Origin of the sequence: Mucilaginibacter celer (assembly GCF_003576455.2) — a bacterium.
Taxonomy (GTDB): Bacteria; Bacteroidota; Bacteroidia; order Sphingobacteriales; family Sphingobacteriaceae; genus Mucilaginibacter; species Mucilaginibacter celer.
In genome coordinates, this window is sequence record NZ_CP032869.1 from 4,925,303 (window position 1) to 4,948,779 (window position 23,477).

At 42.7% G+C, this 23,477-nt stretch carries 18 protein-coding genes; 5 read left to right on the plus strand and 13 right to left on the minus strand.

The window, feature by feature from the left end:
* Positions 1–5: 5 nt before the first annotated feature.
* The 4 genes from lolB1 to HYN43_RS20190 all read right to left on the minus strand — a co-directional run bounded on the left by lolB1 (position 6) and on the right by HYN43_RS20190 (position 4,536).
* Positions 6–794 carry a lipoprotein insertase outer membrane protein LolB1 gene (lolB1, locus tag HYN43_RS20175; RefSeq protein WP_119411042.1) on the minus strand — a complete coding sequence of 263 codons (789 nt, stop codon included), beginning with the start codon at positions 792–794 and terminating at the stop codon, positions 6–8.
* A complete protein-coding gene (locus HYN43_RS20180) occupies positions 772–2,472 on the minus strand; it encodes a tetratricopeptide repeat protein (RefSeq protein ID WP_162996562.1) in 1,701 nt (566 codons plus the stop codon). Before HYN43_RS20180 ends, lolB1 begins: the two co-directional genes overlap by 23 nt.
* Before the next feature lie 229 nt (positions 2,473–2,701).
* Positions 2,702–4,222 carry an oligosaccharide flippase family protein gene (locus tag HYN43_RS20185; protein WP_119411044.1) on the minus strand — a complete coding sequence of 507 codons (1,521 nt, stop codon included), beginning with the start codon at positions 4,220–4,222 and terminating at the stop codon, positions 2,702–2,704.
* Between the two features lie 32 nt (positions 4,223–4,254).
* Positions 4,255–4,536: an acylphosphatase gene (locus tag HYN43_RS20190; protein ID WP_342633813.1), complete on the minus strand. Its 282-nt coding sequence runs from the start codon at positions 4,534–4,536 to the stop codon at positions 4,255–4,257.
* A gap of 149 nt (positions 4,537–4,685) precedes the next feature.
* On the opposite strand from HYN43_RS20190, the gene HYN43_RS20195 reads away from it, so the two are divergent.
* Entirely contained in the window at positions 4,686–5,207 is a 522-nt protein-coding gene (locus HYN43_RS20195; RefSeq protein WP_119411045.1) for a YceI family protein, read from the plus strand.
* A gap of 85 nt (positions 5,208–5,292) precedes the next feature.
* Here HYN43_RS20195 and HYN43_RS20200 read toward each other — a convergent pair whose 3' ends face one another.
* Complete coding sequence (locus HYN43_RS20200) at positions 5,293–6,462, minus strand: amidohydrolase family protein (RefSeq protein ID WP_119411046.1); 1,170 nt, start codon at positions 6,460–6,462, stop codon at positions 5,293–5,295.
* A gap of 156 nt (positions 6,463–6,618) precedes the next feature.
* On the opposite strand from HYN43_RS20200, the gene rlmN reads away from it, so the two are divergent.
* A complete protein-coding gene (rlmN, locus tag HYN43_RS20205; protein WP_119411047.1) occupies positions 6,619–7,686 on the plus strand; it encodes a dual-specificity RNA methyltransferase RlmN in 1,068 nt (355 codons plus the stop codon).
* Positions 7,687–7,709: 23 nt separating this feature from the next.
* Entirely contained in the window at positions 7,710–8,408 is a 699-nt protein-coding gene (locus HYN43_RS20210) for a ComF family protein (protein ID WP_119411048.1), read from the plus strand.
* 333 nt (positions 8,409–8,741) lie between these two features.
* Here HYN43_RS20210 and HYN43_RS20215 read toward each other — a convergent pair whose 3' ends face one another.
* The 4 genes from HYN43_RS20215 to HYN43_RS20230 all read right to left on the minus strand — a co-directional run bounded on the left by HYN43_RS20215 (position 8,742) and on the right by HYN43_RS20230 (position 15,659).
* Complete coding sequence (locus HYN43_RS20215; protein ID WP_119411049.1) at positions 8,742–11,867, minus strand: PAS domain S-box protein; 3,126 nt, start codon at positions 11,865–11,867, stop codon at positions 8,742–8,744.
* A 6-nt stretch (positions 11,868–11,873) separates the two neighbouring features.
* Positions 11,874–13,160, minus strand: a complete 1,287-nt coding sequence (gene glyA / locus HYN43_RS20220; protein ID WP_119411050.1) for a serine hydroxymethyltransferase — start codon at positions 13,158–13,160, stop codon at positions 11,874–11,876.
* A gap of 361 nt (positions 13,161–13,521) precedes the next feature.
* A complete protein-coding gene (locus HYN43_RS20225; RefSeq protein ID WP_119411051.1) occupies positions 13,522–14,289 on the minus strand; it encodes a segregation and condensation protein A in 768 nt (255 codons plus the stop codon).
* 77 nt (positions 14,290–14,366) lie between these two features.
* Entirely contained in the window at positions 14,367–15,659 is a 1,293-nt protein-coding gene (locus tag HYN43_RS20230; protein ID WP_119411052.1) for a hypothetical protein, read from the minus strand.
* A gap of 209 nt (positions 15,660–15,868) precedes the next feature.
* Between HYN43_RS20230 and dxs the strand changes: the two genes are divergently transcribed.
* Both dxs and HYN43_RS20240 read left to right on the plus strand, forming a co-directional pair.
* Positions 15,869–17,800: a 1-deoxy-D-xylulose-5-phosphate synthase gene (dxs, locus tag HYN43_RS20235; RefSeq protein WP_119411053.1), complete on the plus strand. Its 1,932-nt coding sequence runs from the start codon at positions 15,869–15,871 to the stop codon at positions 17,798–17,800.
* Positions 17,801–17,890: 90 nt separating this feature from the next.
* Positions 17,891–19,516, plus strand: a complete 1,626-nt coding sequence (locus HYN43_RS20240; protein WP_162996563.1) for a hypothetical protein — start codon at positions 17,891–17,893, stop codon at positions 19,514–19,516.
* A 17-nt stretch (positions 19,517–19,533) separates the two neighbouring features.
* Here the strand turns inward: HYN43_RS20240 and HYN43_RS20245 are convergent, their stop codons facing one another.
* The 4 genes from HYN43_RS20245 to HYN43_RS20260 all read right to left on the minus strand — a co-directional run bounded on the left by HYN43_RS20245 (position 19,534) and on the right by HYN43_RS20260 (position 23,470).
* Positions 19,534–19,749, minus strand: coding sequence for a hypothetical protein (locus HYN43_RS20245; RefSeq protein WP_119411055.1), 216 nt, complete (start codon positions 19,747–19,749; stop codon positions 19,534–19,536).
* A 51-nt stretch (positions 19,750–19,800) separates the two neighbouring features.
* Positions 19,801–21,387, minus strand: a complete 1,587-nt coding sequence (locus HYN43_RS20250; protein WP_119411056.1) for a capsule assembly Wzi family protein — start codon at positions 21,385–21,387, stop codon at positions 19,801–19,803.
* A 24-nt stretch (positions 21,388–21,411) separates the two neighbouring features.
* Positions 21,412–22,548, minus strand: coding sequence for a GDP-mannose 4,6-dehydratase (gene gmd, locus HYN43_RS20255; protein ID WP_119411057.1), 1,137 nt, complete (start codon positions 22,546–22,548; stop codon positions 21,412–21,414).
* A gap of 358 nt (positions 22,549–22,906) precedes the next feature.
* On the minus strand, positions 22,907–23,470 hold the full coding sequence (locus HYN43_RS20260) for a DUF3109 family protein (protein ID WP_119411058.1): 564 nt from the start codon (positions 23,468–23,470) through the stop codon (positions 22,907–22,909).
* Positions 23,471–23,477: the final 7 nt, after the last annotated feature.

Sequence of the window (23,477 nt, forward strand, 5' to 3'; positions counted from 1 at the left end):
ATTAATTATTTACCGGGCTCGTATCCATCAGGTATACTGAAGGGATAATTTTGCTCAACTTCAAAATCGGCCTTGGTGTAATGCAAATTAACCTGTATTTTTTTATCTTTTACTACTGATGCTATATCTATTTGCGATGGCAGCACCCTGTTTGTTGCCTGTATAAACGCATTATTGGTTACCTGTAACGATTGAGCCTGCTGCTGGTTATCCAAATTGGTTTGGGTAACTTTATTATCAGGGCCCAATATCAGCTTGTAAACCAAATCATTAAGCGTACCGCTTAGGGTGGTGTTACCATCGGCATGCTCAATTGTTGCTTTCTCGTTAACCAGTTCGGGCACAGCGTTGCCTATCAGTAACGATTCGAGCGTTTTATAATTAACCTGCTTGCTGGCGTAGGTATATATATAGCTGAACGGCTTTTTTATATATACACTTTGCAGACGGTTTATAATCATAATGCTATCGGGCGTTATTACCGCGCGGGCGGCTTCAATGCCTAATACAGCGGTTATGGATACCCAAATCCTTTTATCCCTTGCTATCCTTACGTTCAGCGTAACATCGTTACTGTTGTTATTGATGCTGAGCTTGGTTTTTGCCTTACCTGCAAAGGTTGTAAAGTTAACCTGGCTTGCACGTATACCCGCCAACTTGCCTGCCAAATCATTATTAACTGTCGCCGTCGAATCGGCTTTGCGGGCAACCAGTACCTGCTTACGTGCTTTACAGCTTACCAGTACAAGCAGGCAGCAAGCTATAAGTACACTATTCGCTATATTTTTTTTCATTTATTTTACGATCTAAGGCCGGCGAGTTACCGCCATAACTTTTGGCTTTTTTCCAGTTGGCTACGGCGCCATCTGCATCCCCCAGGAAAAACAAAATATCACCGTAATGTTCGTACTTCACCGAACTATTTTCTTTATCATGTGCTAAAGCCTTTTCCATCCACTGCTTTGCAGGCGCATATTTTTTCTGCATAAACAGGATCCAGGCATAAGTATCCTCAAACGATGCCGTGTTGGGCTGTAACTCGTTCGACCGGGCCGACATTTGCGCCGCCTTATCCAACTGCTCATTCCTTAACGATAAATAATAAGCATAATTGTTCAGCGTAAACGCGTTATCCGGGTTATAGGTTAATGCCTTTTCATAACTCTCGTCTGATGCCTTAATGTTCTTCAGCTCATGATAACAATCGCCCAATAATGAAAAACTTAACGAAAGTAGTTCCTTATCCTGAAGTTCTAATGAAGTAGCGTTTTTTATATAGGTAACGGCTTTGGCATTATCCTTTTTCTGGGCCCAGGCTACACCTACCAAATAGTTCATCCAGGCCTGGTTAGGGAACAGTGAGAGGGCGTTTTCACCATCTTTAATCGCAGCATCCAAATCATTATCACCCAACTCAAGCCGTACCAGTTGCTCCTGCACGTTGTACACCTGATCGTTAAGCTGCATCGATTTTTTTAAAACCGGCCGGGCTTCCTTGTATTTGGCATTCTGCAGCAGCATATCGCCATAAATGGCATAAGCCCTTGAATCGGCAGGGTGCGCAACGGTAAGTATGCGGCTCAGCTCCAGCGCGCTGGCTTTAGCATTGGCTTCCGGAAATTTGGGAAAATAGCCCGAAATGATATTGATCTTCTGGTCAATACTTACATCGGGTATGGCAAAGCCCAAGGTAAGCTCATTAAAGCTGGCTTCGTTATTTTTTTTATCGCGATAGATATCGGCTAAAGCAAAGTGAACCATGCCATTGCGCGGATCAAGCTTTTCGGCCTGTTGTAATATTTTCAGGGCTTTGTCCTGGAAACCGTTAGAGTTGTAAATCTCGCCCAGGGCCAGGTAGTAGCGGATCTCGTTGGGGTTAGCCGCTATCTGTTTTTCCAATTCGGCGGCGGCCTGGTCAACTTTGCCTTGTTTTAGGTAGATCTTTTGCTTGTTAACCAATATGTCGTCACTCGGGCCATCACGCTTTTCTATCTGGTTGTAAACTTTAAGTGCATCATCATACCTTTTTAAAATGATATAGGCATTAGCCTTATCAAAGTAATAAGCCGATTTATCGGGGTTGATCCTGATGAGCTGATCGAAAACATTTTCAAGCTTATCAATAGTATTTGTTTTTTCGTAGCTATCGGCCAGGGCAGCCCAGTACCATTCATTATCTTTATTGATGGCCACGGCCTGCTCAAGCAGGGGCTGCGAACCTGCATAATCATTTTGCTGCCGTTTTAAGTTAGCCAGCTCATATAGCGATGCATCATTTGCAGGGTCGGTTTGAACAATGCGTTCAAACATCTCGGTAGCCAGTTTATAATTCTCTACCGTTTTTTCGCGCAGGGCAGAAAAAAACAATTGCTTCACCATCAGGCTATCCTGGTAGGTCATGATCTTACCCTGGGTATCCGCGGTATTGCCGGTAGTATTTTTTTTACGCTGAGATTGAGCTGCAAGAGGCAAGACATTGAGAGTCAAGACAACAAGACATAAGAATAAAGATGAAGGAACAGGCATAGAGAACCAATGTCGGTTCCGAACACAGTTCAATTTAATGTAACTTATCTCAATCTTCATCCTTCTTGTTTCCTGATTCTAAAATTCTTGCTTCTATCTTTCTTGCTTCCTGATTCCTGAATTCTTGCTTCTATCTTTCTTCCTTCCTGATTCCTGAACTCCTGCTTCTATCTCACTATCGTTTAAATATAGCTTTTAACTCCCGGCGTTCAAAGTAATACGCTCCGGCCGCAAATAACAGCAAAAGCCCGTTACCAACAAAAATATTACGTTTAAATACTGTAAACGACAGAAAAACAAACACCCCGGAAACAATTATATACGCGAGGTTCTTTTTTAAGTTGTATGGGATAGGATAATTTTTTTGCCCCCAGATGTATGATAACACCATCATGGTAGCGTAGGCAGCAAACGAAATCCAGGCCGAAGCCATGTAACTGTATCGGGGGATCAATAACCAGTTTAATAAAATGGTTAACACCGCGCCGATGCCGGATATGTAGAGGCCATACTTAGTTTGATCGGATAATTTATACCAAACTGATAAATTCATATAAATACCCAGGCTCAGGTAGCCAAACAGCAACGGCGGCACAACGCCCAGGCCCTGCCAAAACGGGTTGTAAACTATGTGATGCTTTACTTCATGTGTTTCTTTACCTACTATAAAAGTAGCCAGAATGTTTACATTGGCCACAAGCCCAACGCATATTACCGCTACCATAATAACAAAGTAGTTCATGATGCGGGCATAGGTTTCGCCGGCATTTTTATTTTTTGAGTGACTGAAAAAGAAGGGTTCGGCACCCAACTTAAACGCGTTTACAAACAGGCTTAAAAATAGTGCAATTTTTGCGCAGGTACCATAAATACCCACATCCCTATCAGCAATGCCGCTTGGCAGAATATGTTTCAGCATCACCTTATCTAACGATTCGTTGATGATATAAGAGATATTAGCTATCAGCACCGGCCAGCTGTACATAAACATTTCGCTGTACATGGCTACGTCAAATTTCAGCCTTAGCTGTAATACCTCGGGCAGTAACAGCAATATGGTAAGGCCGCTGGCTATCGCGTTAGCTAAAAACACATAACCAACCCAGCCATGCCTGTACCAACTCTGCATCCAGTCTCCCCCGAGTAAATGATGACTTATGATAAAAGGCACCCCAAACAGAAAAAACAAATTAAGCGTCATCACCAACGCTATATTTGAGCATTTGATAATGGCGTATTTCATTGGTCGCCCTTCGGCCCGAAGCTTAGCAAACGGCATCACACAAAAGGCATCCAAAACAAGGATTACGAAGAAACACTTTACGTAAAAGGTATAGTCGGCATGATCTTTGGCAACGCCGGCCTGCATATAAGTAACAATAGGATCCAGAAAAAACAGGCCAAACACCAGGAATAACAACGATACCGCTATAATAACACCAAAAGCATTGTTATAAACCTGTTGCTTATTATCCTCGCGTTTTTGCAGGTACCTGAAATAGGTGGTTTCCATACCAAACGCCAGTATGTTGTTAATGATGGATGCACTACCGTAAACCGTTGTAAAAACGCCGTTAGCCCCAACCGTTAGGGTTCGGGTATAAATAGGCGTTAAAATAAAATAGATCATCCGCGAAATGATGGTACTTAAACCATAGATAGCGGTTTGCCCGGCAAATTTTTTTATTGTAGACAATGGGGATAGCTTATTTTAGTTGGCAGTATTATTTACGATCGCCGTTTAACAACCTCAAAATTACGATAGTTTTTCAATTCGCCTTCATGGCTTTCAACTGTGCTCACCTCGGCATCCTGCGGACCTTCCTCACACCATTCTATAAACATTTCGAGGGTTGACTGGTCGGCTTCCGCTTCGATATATACATCACCATTAGGTTCGTTGAGTATCATGCCACGCACACCCAATTGATCGGCAACAGCCTTTGTCGATTTACGGTAAAAAACGCCTTGTACTTTGCCCTTAACGGTTATATTCAGATGTTTAATCATTAGCCCGATTATATTGTTGATTATATTTGTTACATGTTTAGCACACAAAGTTAACTTTTTTCCTGCTAAGCAACCTGTTTAAAATAGTAAGCGTAACAACTATGAAGCACGCACTATTAACCACAAAATCATTTTAAAAAATCCGTTTTATGAAAAAACTCATTTTACCGGCAATTGTTGCCATTTTTATCAGCCTGTCGGCATTCGCAATATTCAACACATGGAAAGTTAAGGCCGATGCTGCTTCGGTTACTTTTGAAGGACACCGCGTAAGCGGTTCGTTTACAGGCCTTAAAGCGGAGATTGTTTTTGATAAGGACCATCCCGAAGCAGCCAAAATATCTGCAACTATCGATGTAACAACGGCAGCTACAGGCTTTTTTATCAAAACCAGTCATGTTAAATCGGCGCTTGGTGCTGATGATTATCCAACCATTAAGTTTGAATCGACCTCGGTTGCCAAAAGCGGCAGCGGTTATGTTGCCAACGGCAAATTAACCATGAAGGGCAAAACCAACCCCGAAGCCATTCATTTCACTTTTGATGAACAGGGCAATGAGGGAACCTTTAAAGGTGATTTTAAGGTGGTTCCTGCCAAATACGGCATCGACAGGAGCGGCACCCCGCCCGAGGTTACGATACATTTGAGCGTGCCGGTAAGTAAAGGGTAATTATCCAAAAAAAATGCCGCCCAATCACTTAGGCGGAGGCGAGATGTTGTAAAACATAAAACCGGCCTATAGCCGGTTTTATGTTTTATGCTAACTTTTTTACGGTTGTTTCGGGCGTTATCTTAAACCCATCCAAACCGCTTATGAGGTTGAGGCCCGGTGTTTTGCCGGGTGCTAAGGTTCCTTTTTCATCATCAATGCCCAGGTATTCGGCACCGTTACGTGTAGCCCATTCTGTTAAGCGGGGAAGACCTATAGAAGGGAATTTTTGTTGAATAGCCTGCATTTCGCTCAAAATACAGAGTTTACTGTTTGATGCCAGGCTATCTGTACCCAGGGTAATATTGAAACCCTGATCAACAAACAGATCGATCTTTGGCAAACGGCCTTCGATGTATAAGTTAGCATTGGGGCAAAAGCACCAGTTTATTTTTTTATCAAAGCGTTTTATAAAGTAAATATCCTTAAGGTTTGTGCAGGTATTGTGCACCAGCAAAACTTTTTGTTTACTGCTTAATAAAGGAATGATAGATTGTACCGAATTACGGGCCTGGGGCTTAAAATAGGAGATATCCATCCCAAAATGATCGTACAGATCTAAAAACGCCCCCAGCTTATAGCGATAAAACTTATTTTCATCCTCGCATTCCTGGTTATGGATGCTGAGCAGGTTATTATCAGCGTTATCGCTGTATTTTTTTATCAGCTTAAATAATTCTTTCGATACCGAGTATGGTGCATGCGGGGTGATGGAACAGCCCCCCGGTTTAAACTCGTTAAGCAACGCAAGGGCTTTTTCAAAAACCTCGGTGGCACGCTCGGGCAAAAAACCAAATGTTTCGATAAAAGTATGATAATACAGCTTGCTTTGCTTTTTCATGGCAACGCTGTTGTTACTGTTGGAAATATCGCCAACAGCCACTATACCATTATCATACATTTCCTGGTCGGCTTTGGCAATGGCATCCAATACCTCCTGTTGGTCGGTATTGCGCAGGGCCTGGATGTCTTTTATAAAATTAACCAGTCCGCCGCGGGGTTTTACCCTGTTTTGTAAATGCGAAAGTTCGGTATGGCAGTGGGTATTAATAAATCCGGGGGTAATGATACCACTCACCTGTTGGATAGGCCCGCTGGGGGGCTTATTACTTTCGGCAACAGCGATGATCTTACCTTGATCATCAACGGTGACAATTCCATTTTTAATAGGATCGGCATAAACTGGAAAAACGTAATCGGCTCTAAAACTTTTCATTCAAATATAAACTTGGTATCGTGACGCATAACGTTTTTCAAAAGACTTTCTCCTGCAAAATAAGTACAATTAACTTTTAGTTATTGTTTTTTATCAAATCAAAAAGAATGACTTTAAAAAAAGATAGATTTTTTTAAATTTAAGTACTTTTGCAATGTGAACAATACAAATGGTAAAATCGATATCCGCAGCCTGAGCCTGAATGCTTTACAGGAGCATTTTATCCGCATGGATGAAAAAAGCTTCAGGGCAAAACAGGTTTATGAATGGCTATGGAAAAAATCTTGCTTTTCTTTTAACGAGATGAGCAATATTTCTAAAGAACTGCGCACTAAACTGGATGCTAATTTTATAATTAACAACGTAAAAATAAATTCCTCACAGGTTAGTGCTGATAAAACTATAAAAAATTCTTTTATTTTACACGATAACCATTTAATTGAGGGTGTTTTAATTCCTACTCCCGGCCGCATGACGGCCTGTGTATCATCGCAGGTTGGATGCAGTCTCACCTGTAAATTTTGCGCAACAGGCTATATGGAGCGCAAAAGAAACCTTAACCCCGACGAAATTTACGACCAGGTTGTACTGATTGATCAGCAAGCCCGCCAACATTATGGCCAGCCGCTTTCAAATATTGTTTACATGGGCATGGGCGAGCCATTGCTTAACTATGCCAACATGATGAAATCTATCGATCGGATTACCTCAGAAGATGGGCTTAACATGGCGGCAAAACGCATCACCGTTTCAACGGCCGGCATTGCCAAAATGATTAAAAAACTGGGCGACGATGATGTTAAGTTTAACCTTGCACTATCGCTTCACGCCGCTAACGACGAAAAGCGAAATACCATAATGCCTATAAACGAGCAAAACTCGTTAAAAGCACTGGCAGAGGCTTTGAAGTATTATTACGCGAAAACCAAGAATCCGGTTACTTATGAATATATTATTTTTGATGGCGTAAACGATAACATTCAGGATGCCATGGAGTTAGCAAAATTTTGCAAACACCTGCCCTGCAAAGTGAATATTATTGAATATAATCCTATTGCCTTTGCCAGCTATATTAATGCTGGCGAAGATAAGGTAGAAGCTTTTGCTGCATACCTTACCAAACAGGGCATTAACACCCACCTGCGCCGCAGCCGTGGCAAAGATATTGACGCCGCCTGCGGGCAATTAGCCATTAAAGAAAAAGGTAAACTGGCCGAAGTTTAAAAAATCCATCTTAAATTAAGGCCATGAATTTGCTGCGCACTTACCTGGCCGATTTTGTTTCCTTACTATTTCCCGAGCTTTGCGCGGCCTGCGAAGCCAGTTTGGTGAGCGGCGAGCATATTTTGTGCAGCAATTGCCGGTTTACCCTGCCTTTTACCAATTTTCACCATCAGCCTGATAATATTGTAGCCCGGCAGTTTTGGGGTAAGATTAATGTAGAGGCGGCTTATGCCTTATATTACTTTCAAAAAGGTGGCAAGGTACAACACCTGATGCACAATTTTAAATATAACGGTATGCAGCAAATTGGCAACCTGCTGGGCAATATAGCAGGCGGGCAATTAATTGACAACGCCGTTTTTAAAACTGTTGATGTGATCATCCCTGTGCCCCTGCATAAAAAGCGTTTACGCGAGCGTGGGTACAACCAAAGTACCTGCTTTGCTCAAGGCCTGGCCGAAAAATTAAATGCCGTTGTTGATGATAAAAATTTAATTCGCACAAGGGCTACAAAAACCCAAACGCGTAAATCGCGTTTTGCAAGGTTTGAGAATATGCAGCATGTTTTTGAGGTAAAAAATCCACAATTGCTGGAGGGGAAACATGTTTTACTGGTGGATGATATTGTAACTACCGGATCGACACTGGAGGCTTGCGGGGTGGAATTGTTGAAAGTGCCGGGATTGAAATTGAGTATTGCTACTATTGCCTATGCGGAATAAATAGTTTGATTTGTGGCCTACCTCTTTAATGAGCACTATAGCCGTTGTTGGTGTTGTCACCATAGGTGTTCGGAAGATTTTTTAATTCCCTCCCTGGGGAGGGGTGCGGTTGGATTGCGTAGTGGCAGGGAGGGGTTTATACGACTTGCATAGTCGGTTTGCAGGGTGTACAAACCCCTCCCTACACCCTCCCAAGGGAGGGAATCGCACAATTTCCCCGCTTTTTTATTTCTTCCGAACCCTATGGTGACAACACCAACAACGGCACGGAGGCTTATCCGGCTGCATCCATACAACCTAACCTCTAATCTCCAACCTCTAATCACTAAAAAACTACTGCTGCTGATACCTGCTCAGTTTCTCATATAACACCCTCGGGTCAAATGGTTTTAGAATATAATCATCCATACCGGCACCGTTAATTTCGCCCATTTGGTTGCTGAGCATGGAGGCGGTAAGGGCTATGATAGGCAATTGCTTAAAGTAAGGATCGGCCTTTGCACGGATAATGCCAGTAGCTTCAAGCCCACCCATTTCGGGCATGTGGATATCCATCAACACCACGTTGTAGTTGCGATTGCTTTCTACTTTCTCTACAGCCTCGATGCCGTTTTCGGCAAAATCGGCATTGGCACCCCACTTTTTCAATATTTTATTGATAAGCAGGCGATTAATCTGGTTATCGTCAACTACTAAAACGTTTATTTTCAGTCCTTCTTCCACGTTGTTATTATTGCTGTTTAATTGGTTATCTCCTTTTTTAAAGCCGATGGTAAACCAAAACGTTGATCCCTGCCCCGGCATGCTGTCCACATTAATCCGCGAATCGTGCAGTTCAATCAGTCGTTTACTGATGGCTAATCCCAAACCTGTACCGCCAAACTTGCGGGTGGTATCGGCTTCGGCCTGCTTAAACTGTTCAAATATGGTGCCCAACTTATTCGCGGCTATACCAATACCTGTATCAATTACCGCAAAACGGATGCGTATATCATGCTCGCTTTCCTGTATCACCTTCAAATCGATAGTGATCCCTCCCCGTTCGGTAAATTTAACAGCATTACTTACGAGGTTTAGCAAAATCTGGATTAACCGCGTCCTATCGCCTAAAATTACCTTGGGTACGGCTTCATCAATGCTTTGCCTAATATAAATATTTTTTTCGCCTGCTTTGTATTGCATCGAGCTGGTGATGCTATGCACCAATTCGCGCAAATCAACCCGAGCCTTTTCAAGCTCTACGTTGCCGGTTTCTATTTTGGCAAAATCGAGCACATCATTAATCAGCGTCATCAGGTTTTCGGCCGAAAATTTCAGAACGTTCAAATTCTCTTTCTGGCTTTCCAGCGGATCATCCTCCAGCAACAGGTGCGACATCCCTATTACCGCATTCAGCGGCGTACGGATTTCATGACTCATTACCGAGATAAACATATCCTTGGCCCGGCTCAGCTGCAACGCCTCCTCGCGGGTGTTAATCAGCTCAATCTCGGCCTTCTTTTTGGCGGTAATATCAATAATTACCTCAATATATTTATCAACCTCGCCTTTGCCGTTTAAAATAACCGAATTGATCACCGAAATCCACAGCGGCTGCCTGTCTTTGCGGTAAACCAGCAAATCAACTTCAAATGATTGTTTATTGCGGGATAACTCGCGGGCTTTCTGAATGATGGATACATCCGTTAATTCACCTTTCAGCACATCGCCGAGATGGTTGTTCTGCACATCGCCTAAAGTATAACCGGTAACATTTTCGAAGGCTTTGTTTACCCATTCAACCTTGCCGTCGCTGTTATTAATCACCACGCCGCTGCCCGTGCTGCTGGCTACCAGCGAAAGCATATTAAGCTGATCTTCAGCTTTTTTCCGTTCGGTAATATCAACCATTACACCTATCTGCCGCTCAACCTGCCCGGTTTCATCCAATAGCGGACTGTTTGACAGGAAAACCCATATCGGTGTTTGATCTTTTTTATAGATTTTGATCTCCACCTCGTACGATCGCTTTTCCTCAACGGCTTTTACCGCGGTTTTAAACACTTCCAGATCGGTATCTTCGCCTAATAACATCGTACCGAAGGCCTTCCCTTTCATTTCGGCAAGGGTATACCCGGTTGTAGTTTCAAGGGCTTCGTTCATCCAGATCACCTTCCCTTCGGCATCACGAATCAGGATACCACTTGGTGATTTGCGGGCAGCGAATGATAAGATCTCCACTTCCTGCTCGGCAAGTTTACGTTTGGTAATATCGATAATTACACGGATCGATTTATCAACACTTCCATCAGCATTATAAATCAGGGAGTTCATTACTGAGATCCACTTAGGCGAGCCGTCTTTCGCATTAAAAAATAATTCTATCTCGTAAGGCTTTTTATCCCGGATAGCCTCGTCAAGTTTTTCTATCACTTCAGCGTTAAGCGGCTTGCCTTTTATTACTTCGGGCAGGCGGCGCTGTTTAACCTCGTTATACGTATAGCCGGTTATATTTTCGAAGGCATCGTTTGTCCAGATAATTTGGTCGTCAGCATTACTGATCACAACGCCATTGCTCACCTTGCTGGCCACCAGCGAAAGTTGTTCAAGCTCCTGCGCTACCTGTTTTTGATAGGTGATATCGCGCCCGCTTGCAAACCATTTTTCATCTTTAAAAGTTACCGACCAGCTAATCCATTTGCTATCCCCGCCCATGGTAACAACAGGCGTCTCAATCTCAAATTTACGTTGTTGCCTGGCGATGCCTTTTTTTAGTACCGCTAATGATCGTTCCCGCTCTTCTACCGGAAAAAACTCCCAGATAGGTTTTCCTTTAACCTCATTAGGAGTGTATCCAAGAATAGATCTCACCACGCGGTTAATGTGCCCTATTTTAAAATCCCTATCCATAATGCAATGAATATCGGGCGAACTATCAAACAGGTTGTGAAACTCCTTGTAACCGGCAAGGCTTTGCTCCAATTCCAGCTTCTGTTTACGAAGCAACAGGTGCGACATCACTTCGCCAGCCAGGGTTTGCAGGGCGTCCCTTTGCTCGGCCGTAAGCTTGCGCGGTTTCATATCGATAACACAAAGTGAGCCTAAACGGTGCCCATCGGGGTCGATAAGTGGTGCACCTGCGTAAAAACGCACGCCCATAGCATTTGCTGTAGGGTTGTCTTTAAACTCTTCGTCAAGCAGCGAATCAGGTACTTCGGTAAGTTGGTCAGAAAGGATTGTGCGGTTGCAAAAAGCGTCGGCGCGGGAGTTTCCTTCCGCGTCGACGCCGTATGTAGATTTGTACCATTGCCTGTCGGCATCTAACAAAGAGATGAGCGCCACGGGCACCTGGCATATATAGGAGGCGAGCCGGGTAATGGCATCGTACTCCTTTTCGGGCAAGCTATCCAACACCCTGTACGATTGCAGGGCGGCTAAACGTTTGGTTTCGGCATTTGGGGGGGCTTGCCTGTCAGTCATTTTTAATTATTCCGTATCCTTATCCTTGTATAACGGAAAATCTTCCATTAACTTATGGACCTTTTTACGGACTTTTTTGATAGAATGTTCATTTTCAGGATCAGAAATTACAGCATCTATCAATTCAACTATCTCTTCCATGTGTTTTTCCTTTAAACCACGGGTTGTAATAGCGGCTGTACCCACACGGATACCCGAAGTTACAAACGGTGATTTATCATCAAAAGGCACCATGTTTTTATTTGCGGTGATGTCGGCAGCAACAAGCGCGTTCTCGGCAGCTTTACCGGTAATGTTTTTGTTGCGCAGGTCGATCAGCATCAGGTGGTTATCTGTACCACCAGAGATCAATTGGTAACCGCGTTTTACAAATGCTTCGGCCATAGCTTCGGCATTCTTTTTAACCTGTACAATATATTTCATGTAGCCATCGCTCAAAGCCTCGCCAAAAGCAATAGCTTTAGCGGCAATAATATGCTCTAACGGGCCACCTTGGGTGCCAGGGAATACAGCCATATCCAATAATGACGACATCATCCTGATCTCGCCTTTTGGAGTTTTCAAGCCCCATGGGTTTTCAAAATCTTTACCCATCATAATCATACCGCCACGTGGGCCACGCAATGTTTTGTGGGTAGTGGTAGATACGATGTGGCAATGCGGAAGCGGATCGTTCAACAAACCGCGGGCAATAAAGCCTGCAGGGTGAGCGATATCGGCCAGTACCAAAGCACCAACTTCATCAGCTACTTTACGGATAAACTCGTAATCCCAATCGCGCGAATAGGCCGAAGCACCGCAGATGATCAATTTTGGTTTTTCGCGCAGGGCTACTTCTTTTAGTTGCTCATAATCAACACGGCCGGTTTCTTTGTTCACCCCGTAAAAATGAGGCTCATACAATTTACCCGAAAAGTTAACCGGCGAACCATGGGTTAAGTGACCACCATGCGAAAGATCGAAACCTAATATTTTATCGCCCGGCTGAAGCACGGCAAGCAAAACCGCCGCGTTGGCCTGCGCACCAGAGTGAGGTTGTACGTTAACCCACTCGGCGTTGAACAGTTGCTTGGCACGCTCAATAGCAATGGTTTCAATTTCGTCAACCACCTGGCAGCCGCCATAATAGCGTTTGCCCGGTAAACCTTCGGCATATTTGTTGGTAGCTACCGAACCAGCAGCTTCCATAACCTGCCTGCTTACAAAATTCTCAGATGCTATCAGCTCAATGCCTTCTTCCTGGCGTTGCTGCTCTTCATCCAATAACTTAAATATCAGTTTGTCTCTTTTCATTGTGTGATTTTAACGGCGCAAAGTTAAGCAAATGTTACAGATTTGAGAGGGGTGATATGAGATTTGGGATAGTATTGAGGTAGATTTTACAGACAGAAGAAGCTACGTAATTTTATTTGCTGTTCAGGCAATTACGGCGAATAAAACAACCACTGTCTATAGCAAAACCGACAAGCGCACGGACCATATATTATTTACGGAAAGAAAATAGCTTCATCTCCCTTATAATTTCATGATGTACATATTTTCACCTTGATCAAGGTGTTTCGAAGGCCTGTTTTACATCATCAGGCAAATTCTGCCATGGCCACTACCCGATGAGTTATCAGACTGATCAAATTCGGTAAGATCATTTTTCTGTTTACTCTCCATACCTTTCGGCTAATATATCTTTCGGCGAGATCCAAAAGTTATTATACCCCAGCCCTATCTGTATATCAATCAGCTCCTGCTGCAACATCTCCAGCACGGCCAAAAAGTTATAGACAAAATGAACTTTGTTTTCCGATTCTTTGGCTATGGCCTTAAAATCCAACATTTTATTGATCCTTAACAAATCGGCAACGGCTTTTTTCTGCTTTTCGATGGTGTACGGATACTGAACTACGGTGTGCTTTACCTCCTCGCTGCGCCGGGTAAAATTGCGCATCATACGTTCATACACTACTGCCAAACGGTAAAGGGTAAGTTCGGATAGTTCCTCACCCGGTACGGTTACTTTTTCTACCTGTTCCAGGTCCTGCTTAATATTGCCACGTTTCTCCTGCTTAAAGCGTTCATCCTCCATCGGTTTCATCTCGTCGCAGGCCTCCTTAAATTTTTTGTACTCGATGAGTTTACGGATCAGGTCTTCCTTGGTATCAGCCTCATCCATAGCACCGCCAGCTTCAAAACGAGGGAGTAACATTTTGGCCTTGATGCGCATAAGGGTTGCCGCAACGAAAATAAATTCGCTGGCAATTTCCATGTTCAGGCTGCTCATCTGGTGCAGGTAATTCAAAAAGTCGTCGGCAATTTTAGCTATGGGGATATCGTGGATATCCAGCTCATCGCGCTCAATGAAAAACAGCAGCAGGTCGAACGGGCCTTCAAACTGGGGTAACCTTATGGCAAAACTATTGTCGGTCATATTAAAATGAGGCCAAAAATAAACATTTTAGCACGATTGAAACTGTATAAAGTTCGTTGCCTCATACACTTATCTTCTTACCTGTTATACGGAAATTCATTAACCCAATGAAAGCCCCGGTTTATCAGCTTAAAGTTTTTCATATCAAATTTTTTCAGGCTGATATTAAGCGTATCAAGCCCCAACCCTCCTTTTAATACCAGGCTATCTTTTCCAAATTCCGAATATTTAAAAGTGTATTTTGCCGATGTATCGGCATCTGTAAACATCACAATAGTATGCGCTTTTATATCTTCCCTGAAAGTATAATTCTGCGTACTATCATTCATTTTTTTAACGGTAGCATAGCCCGAACTGCCAACTATCAGTTTACGCCACCGCATAGTATTTGTGACGAGCGGCGCAATAGTATCCTTATTTAACACATAGTTATGAATATCATAAATACCGTAAAAGTGGGGCTTTTTGGCAGCTTCACCATACTGTGCCGAAGCCTGGATATCTCCATAAACATTGGTTATCAGCAGGTAAATCAGCATTACATATTTTAAAACATCGAGGGTAATGTTTTTCCATTTTCGCCTGAAACGGTGCGGTTCGATCTCGGATGGTGGTGCCGTTTTATTCAGGAAAAAGAAATTGATAAGCCGGCGCGCATCCTTCGCCAGCAAAAACAACGACATCACTACCAGCGTGGTTGAGAGCAACTTAACCGGCACATCAAAGCAATAATTAATGGCCATAATATTGCCGGCCACTACCAAACCTAACACGGCACCCAATGTGGTAGTTTTACGGAAGAAAAGCAGCAAGCCGCAACTAACCTCGGCAATCCCCGTAAAATAATTAAATCCTCTGGAGTAGCCCATATACGTCCAGGCCAGGCCCATTGGCGAAGCATTCCCGAACGATTGCAATAACCGCCCTGGCGATGGGGCAGGAAATTGCAGTTTTATAACTTTTACAAAGCCATAGCTCAGCATGGTTATCCCCACATAGTATCTTAAAATAACGCACAGCCAATAAAACAGCTTGTTGTAGTTACGTGCCTTTCTATCCAATACCGACCAAATCAGTGCACCTATCACTGATAGCGTTGTTATAAATAAAATAACGAGGTAATCGTAAGTAGTATCGCCACTGCCATTGGTAAAAGTAGTAACAGGCTCAGGCCGGTTTAACAAATTTTTGGATAACCAGGGGATAATGGTATGGAACGGCTGGATCAAATATTCAGCAATAACTTCGGTGTAAGGTAAAACCCCGTTGGGGTTAAAAAAGATGTACAACAGGAATAACAATAAGAAAAACCTTAAGGCTATTTTTTGCAGGGCCGACCAATAAAGCGAGGCCGCGGTAGTTTCAGTCATGTTAACAAGGCTAATGGTTTGTGTAAGGCTAAATATAACAATTTACGGTGACCATCGAGACAGATGCGTCATGTGCCTGTTGGTTAAATGAAAATATATTGCACTTAACCATGCATTTAAAGGACCTGCAAAACAATAAATACATTTAAATGTCCTTTGTTTAACAATAATTACCGTATTTTGCAGGTTAAATACCCTTACAAATGTCAATGCAGGTACCGGCCGGAAATTTATTACAAAAAATAAATTATCCATCTGATTTAAAGCAACTTAACGAGAACGAGCTTGAACAGGTGTGCCAGGAGCTACGCCAGTATATTATTGACGTGGTATCGGTTAACGGCGGTCACTTTGCCGCCAGTTTGGGCGTTGTTGAGCTTACTGTTGCTTTGCAATACGTACTCAATACTCCTTACGACCAGTTGGTTTGGGATGTAGGCCACCAGGCTTACGGTCATAAAATACTAACCGGCCGCCGCGATCAGTTTCACACCAACCGCATTCACGGCGGTATCAGCGGTTTTCCAAAACGATCAGAAAGCGAGTATGATACCTTTGGTGTTGGTCACTCTTCAACTTCGATATCGGCCGCTTTAGGAATGGCCGTGGCATCGCAATACAAAGGCGAAACCGACAGGCAGCACGTTGCCGTTATTGGTGATGGCTCGATGACTGCCGGTATGGCTTTCGAGGCATTGAACCACGCGGGTATCGAAAACTCAAACCTGTTGGTGATTTTGAATGATAATAACATGGCTATCGACCCTAACGTTGGTGCCCTGAAAGAATATCTTACCGATATTACCACCTCAAAGCCATACAACCGTTTCAGGGATGATATTGCCCATGTATTGGCCAAGCTATCATCAATTGGTCCGGACGCTTTTAAGGTAGCCCAAAAGCTTGAAAAAAGCATTAAAGGTACCCTGCTTAAACGGAGCAACTTTTTTGAGGCGCTTAAATTCAGGTATTTTGGCCCTATAGATGGTCATGATGTAAACCACCTGATTAAAGTGTTGAAGGATTTGCGCGATATTCCTGGCCCGAAGTTATTGCATTGCATCACCGTAAAAGGTAAAGGCTATGCCCTTGCCGAAAAAGACCAGACCAAGTGGCATGCCCCCGGTTTATTTGATAAAATTACCGGCGAGATAAAAAAAGCCAAATATGATAAGCCGCAACCGCCGAAATACCAGGACGTGTTTGGCCATAGCATTATTGAACTGGCCGAACAAAACCCTAAAATAATGGGTATCACCCCGGCTATGCCATCGGGCTGCTCATTAAACCTGATGATGAAGGCCATGCCTAACCGCGCGTTCGACGTAGGTATTGCCGAACAGCACGCTGTAACCTTCTCGGCCGGTTTAGCAACACAGGGGCTTACCCCATTCTGTAATATTTACTCCAGCTTTATGCAGCGGGCTTACGACCAGGTTATCCATGACGTGGCCATCCAAAAGCTCAACGTGGTATTCTGCCTTGACCGTGCCGGTTTTGCCGGTGCCGATGGAGCTACGCACCACGGCGCTTATGATCTGGCTTACATGCGTTGTATCCCCAATATGACGGTATCGGCCCCCATGAACGAGGAAGAACTGCGCAACCTGATGTATACCGCCCAGCAGGAAAACATGGGCCCTTTTGTGATCCGCTACCCCCGCGGTAACGGTGTAATGGTTGATTGGCAGCGCCCTTTTAAAGCCATCCCGGTTGGCAAAGGCCGCAAAGTTTGCGACGGCGATGATGTAGCTATACTATCTATTGGCGCTATTGGCAACGAGGTTATAAAAGCAACTGCAACCCTTAACGCCGAAGGCTATAACCCCGCTCATTATGATCTGCGCTTTGTAAAACCGCTTGACGAAGCTTTACTGCACGAAGTGTTTAAAAATTTTGATAAAGTGATCACTGTTGAGGATGGCTGCCTGGAAGGCGGTATGGGCAGCGCGGTACTTGAGTTTATGATTGATAATGGCTACACCAATATCCGCGTTAAACGCTTAGGCATCCCTGACGAATTTATTGAACACGGCGACCAACCCGAGCTTTGGGCCGAGTGCGGTTATGACGCCACAGGCATAGCCCGGCAAGTGCGCAATATGGCCGAAAAACGTAGTGTGAATACCATAGCATCGTAAACATTTATTCGACTCGGCTAAGCATTTTTTAATTAGTGATTTTTTATGTTGCAAAAAGTATTAACTTTTGAGTTGATATACCTTTTGCAAATGAGTAATCTAAATCCTCAATTATTACTATCTAACGGTTTTTACGAAAATCTACATTCTTCATTCATCAATGGTACCAATGCAAGAGGGGTATACAGTCCTATGCAATTCACTTTGAGGCTACGGAACGATGTGCAAAACGAGATTAACTCAATCACACCTGGATTTTATTCACCAAATGAATTATCCGAAAATCAAACTCAAGCATTTTCAACATATCTACATGAAACTATTCACTGGTGGCAACATGTTGGATCAAATTATGGCCTTATTTCAAGTTTAAAGTATCCGGCACAATCTCATATAAATCATTCATACCTAAAATCCATCTTAACAGATATTGGTCCTATTAAATCTATAGCGAAATATGACATTCAAAACCCAAATAGCAACCTTAATATAAATAAAACATTAAACTATTGGCATGATATTGATTTTGCGAATAAAATTGCTTTTGCCCCTAATAACTTAAAAACCATAACAAATAACCCTTATTTTGAATCTTGGGGACATTCCTATCAAATCATGTGGGGCTCTTCAATTTGGACTTTAATAAGCACAGTTGATAATAATTTCTCATTTCTTCCAAACATACGGGAATGGGAAGCAGAATTCGAAAAATTACGAAAACAGAAGATAAAAGGTTTCTACCACGGATCCCCTAATACAATCGCTCCAATTGGGACAAAGTCCATCTTTGAGGGTCAAGCTCGTTTTTCGCAAATACAATATTTAGCAAGAGGTAAAAACTATACTGTAGCTGATTTCGAAAAATTAAATATGCTCGAAGGTATTTATGTAGAATGCTTCGATCTCTTTTTAAAAATTTTAGGAGAAAAAAGGCCATTAAATGCTGTGCATCCGCTAATTGGTCTATTTTTACTGGTCTGCGATCTATCAATAAATCCTACTAATGGATTTCCATTTGAGATTAGAAATTATGAGTCTTTCATAATTTCTAATGATCCCGGCTACCGTTTTATTCTTTTGTGTCAACAGATACGAGATCATTATAGCGTATTGAAAATCGCGATAAAAGATTATTCGAAAGAAGAATACATCACTATAAGCAATATTTTAGCAAGTTCCATTGAAACACGTTCACCCCATGAAAGCGCGGGTTTCATATGTAGATGGCTGACGAGCGAACAAACAATTCAGGACTTACTTAAAGAAGAAGAGACATACAGATTTAAATCTGAAAACCTCCCAATTCGATTATTTTTTTCAAAATTTTTAAGATTCCAGGAAGATAAATACAAATATCCGCACATATTTTGTTGGCCAGGAATTAATTTAACCGAAACCGGTAGAAATGAATTACAATTAGCATTTGACCTGTTTGAAAAACATAAGGCACTATTCATAGACGGTATAGATGGAGATATATATCATTCTGCGATGAAAGGATACACCGACGAGCAAGTTGATTCCACACTAAATGGATTTTTTGCGTGGAATTCAGTTTACGATTTGACGAGGCAATGGATTGTTGAGCCAGGTCCTTTTAATTTCAAGTATGAATGGTTATCATCAAAATACTCAGCAGATGAAATGCAAAATTGGGCTTCTACTAATTTCGAAATTTCCTTTGGTATCAGACCTGAGAACTTCAAAATAATATAAAACAATTATATCACCATTTACAATTTATTCCATGCGTTATCTTCGTCTGTAGTATTCCAATCTTTAGCTAAAGCAGCTTCAGAAGCGAAATGTGTCTTTACGCTATCAACAGATTCAACCTTAGTTGCTTCATCTATAGTAAAAGCAATAACTTCTACCTGTTTACCTACAAAATCTGCCGGTAAATTGATAGAAATATTACGTTTATTGGGTTTTACTACCGTTCTGATCATATCCAAATATACAAAAAAGGGTTGTTTAGCTTAGCCTCCAACGGTCAAAACTCAATGCGCCTTATAACTTACAATATCATTATACACCGCCCTGAACGAGCTGCGGATACCGAAAGTTAGCATCGAGGTTTTATCATTAAACTGGCTGTTTTTATCCCTGCGCACCAGGCCGCCAAGTTCAAAACGCAGATTGTATTTGGGGTTTAACAGGTAGGCCACCTTGCCTTCCAGGTATACCATATTGGTGGTTAGGCCTTGGCCGGTGTAGTTGCCAAGTGTACGGGCCGGGTCAAGATAACCTAAAAACAGATCTTTACCGTAGTTCAAACCGTCTTTATCCAAACCGTAATGACCATAGTCTACTTCGCCCGAAAAATCGAAACGCTTGTACGAGTAATTCAGCATGCCTACCACCTCGCGGAAGTTGGCACCCCATGGGTGTCCTATCGGCTCGCCGTTTTCGGCATAATTAATAACCGAAGCACGTTCTGAATAAGTATACGGCTTTACGTTATTGGCTTCAAGCAAGTAGTTTAAACCTTTTACACTAAACAGGTTTGCGCCTCTCAGGCCCAGCTGCCAGGCATATTTGTTGCGCGAGCTGCCATTGCTTGAGAAAAAGTTTTTTGATTCAAACTCATCAAGCGCAAACTGGCCGTAGGCGGTTATGCCATCGCTTAATTTGTATTTTGCTGTTAAACCAACCAAAGCATTATCAGGCGAACCGTTTGAGGCTTCTACCGGCCTTAAAAACAGGATGGGATTGATATAGGTAAAATCAAACCCGCGCGAACGTCCTTCATCATCTTTTGATGCCCAGATCACAGAATCAAAGAAACCCAGTGATAAGCGGTTGGTTACATTCCAATCCAAGTAATGAAACACGCCGAATTTTTTCCTGTCGCCATTATCAACCCTTACCGATAGGGGATCATTAAAATAAGCCCACATAGACATGTACCTTACATTGCCAAGTGTAGCAGTTATTTTAAAAAACGGATACGGCGACGCATAATCTGATAACAGCAACGAGCGGTAACCATCGCCTATAAATGTTTTATCGCGCCCGGCACTAAGGTTTAAAAACTTTGCCGGAGTGTAGGATACATTAGCAGTGATGTAAGACCAACGGTATTCATTACCATAAATTGAACCATAAGCCTGACCGGGCACTATACCCACCTGGTTAACATAGGTTGCAAGATAATCGGGCAATACGGCCCGGTTTTCGTAACCGGCTATGTTGTATGAAAAGTTATTGCCAAAAGTACCGCCAATCTGCAAACCGAGTGTACCAAAATTGGTATTCTTTTTACCCGAAAAATCGCGGCTCACGTTAAAATCGGGCAGCAGATCGGCATAAAAGGTTGAATTGGCACTTTTTACATCTATCTGGTGCTCATTAAAAAAACGCCCCTTTAACCCGCTGGCGTTCATCAGCGAATCATAATGTACCTTAAGCAGCGAATCATCCACCATAAATGGTTTTAACGAACTGTGTACACGTGTTTTGGTTGAATATACATCCTCGTTAAGTTTTTGATAAAACTGGTAGTTATATGGCTGGTATACAGATTGCGCCTCCGCTATCCGGCTTATCAAAAACAACAAAACAATGCTGGTAAATACTTTCTTCATATTTAGGTTTAGTGTGATCTTGTGTTATTCAAAATAATTTAGTGTACTGAAACCGCCTTTTTTAAGGTATTCGTCCTTTTTCACCAGGTGCAGGTCGGCCTGCATCATATCGGCAACCAGTGCTTCAAGGTTATATTTAGGCTTCCAGCCCAATTTCATTTGCGCCTTTGTGGCATCGCCAATAAGCAAATCAACCTCTGTAGGCCTGAAATATTTAGGGTCGATCTTAACAACCGTTTGCCCAAACCTCAAAGCATCGAGGTTTAAACCAAGTTCGGTTGCCTTTTGTTCGTCAATATCAATAATTACCCCCCGTTCATTTTGATCTTTGCCGCTAAACTCAATCTCAATACCCAGTTCGGCAAAGGCCATGCGGGTAAAATCACGTACGGTGGTGGTTACTCCGGTAGCAATTACAAAATCTTCGGCAGTTTCCTGCTGCAGCATCAGCCACATTGCCTCAACATAATCTTTGGCATGGCCCCAATCCCGCTGTGCCGATAGGTTACCCAAATAAATACAATCCTGCAATCCTAACGCTATTTTGGAGGCAGCACGGGTAATTTTACGGGTTACAAAAGTCTCGCCGCGAACAGGGCTTTCGTGATTAAAAAGAATGCCGTTACAAGCGTACATACCATAAGCTTCGCGATAGTTTACCATAATCCAATAAGCGTAAAGCTTGGCTACGGCGTAGGGTGACCGTGGATAAAACGGCGTTGCTTCGCTTTGAGGCACTGCCTGCACCAAACCATACAATTCGGAGGTAGAGGCCTGGTAAACGCGCGTTGTTTTGGTAAGATCAAGAATCCGGATGGCTTCCAATATCCGCAGGGCTCCTACCCCATCGGCATTGGCGGTATACTCGGGTGTTTCAAAGCTTACCTTTACATGGCTTTGGGCTGCGAGGTTATAAATTTCATCGGGCCGTACTTCCTGGATGATCCTGATTAAATTGGTCGAATCGGTAAGGTCTCCGTAATGAAGTTTAAATTTTACGCCGGTTTCGTGCGGATCGTGGTATAAATGGTCAATCCTGTCGGTATTAAATAATGACGACCGGCGTTTTACTCCATGCACTTGGTATCCCTTCTTCAGCAAAAATTCTGCTAAATAAGCCCCATCCTGACCTGTTATCCCTGTTATTAACGCCTTTTTCATTAAAAATGACAGTACATGCTTAGTATACTACAATAATATCCAATTTTATTGTAAATACCGCTTGTTGGGGAAGATATAAGATTGGGGAGTTGGTGAATTAGTGGCAGTTTGTAGTAGCAGTAGCAGTTTTGTCTGAACCGGAATTTGGGGGAATTATTAGAATTTATCGAATTTTAAAATCAATCACCAGAACAGATCGGTGTAATCAAAAATTAATCGGTGTAACCCAAAAAAATAAAATCAGCGCAATCAACGTAATCAAAACCATCAACGGTCAAGATCGGTGTAATTAAAAATCAATCGGTGTAATCCCCAAAAATAAAAATCCGAAATCGAAAATTCGAAATCCCAAATCCTGTTATATTCCCGCTACAGTCTCTTCCAATTCCCGATACCATTCGGCGCCATACTTACGAATCAGCGGATCTTTTAAAAATTCGTGAACATGCACTTTCAACTCGTTGCCGAAGCTGCAGGCGGGGCTGCAAATATTCCAGCGGTCATAATTAAGTACGTCAAACTCGGGATAGGAAGTTATACGGATAGGATACAGATGGCAGGAGATTGGTTTTTTCCAGGTGATGGCACCCTCTTCCCAGGCTTTTTCAATACCGCACTTGGTGATACCGTTTTCCCAGATTACATAGGCACACTCTTTATTGGTATCAACACAGGGAGTGGTATAATCGCCTTCAAAATCGGTTACATACACACCTTCGCGCTCGATGGTTGCAACACCTTTGGCGGTTAAATAGGGTTTTACTTTGGGGTAAATCTCCTTTAAAATATCAAGTTCGTCGGCATTAAGCGGAGCGCCCGAATCACCTTCAAGGCAGCAGGCTCCCTTACATTTATTTAAATTACATACAAAGTTTTCCTTTACCACATCTTCGTGCAGTAATACGCTGCCAACCTCAATCATCTTTTTA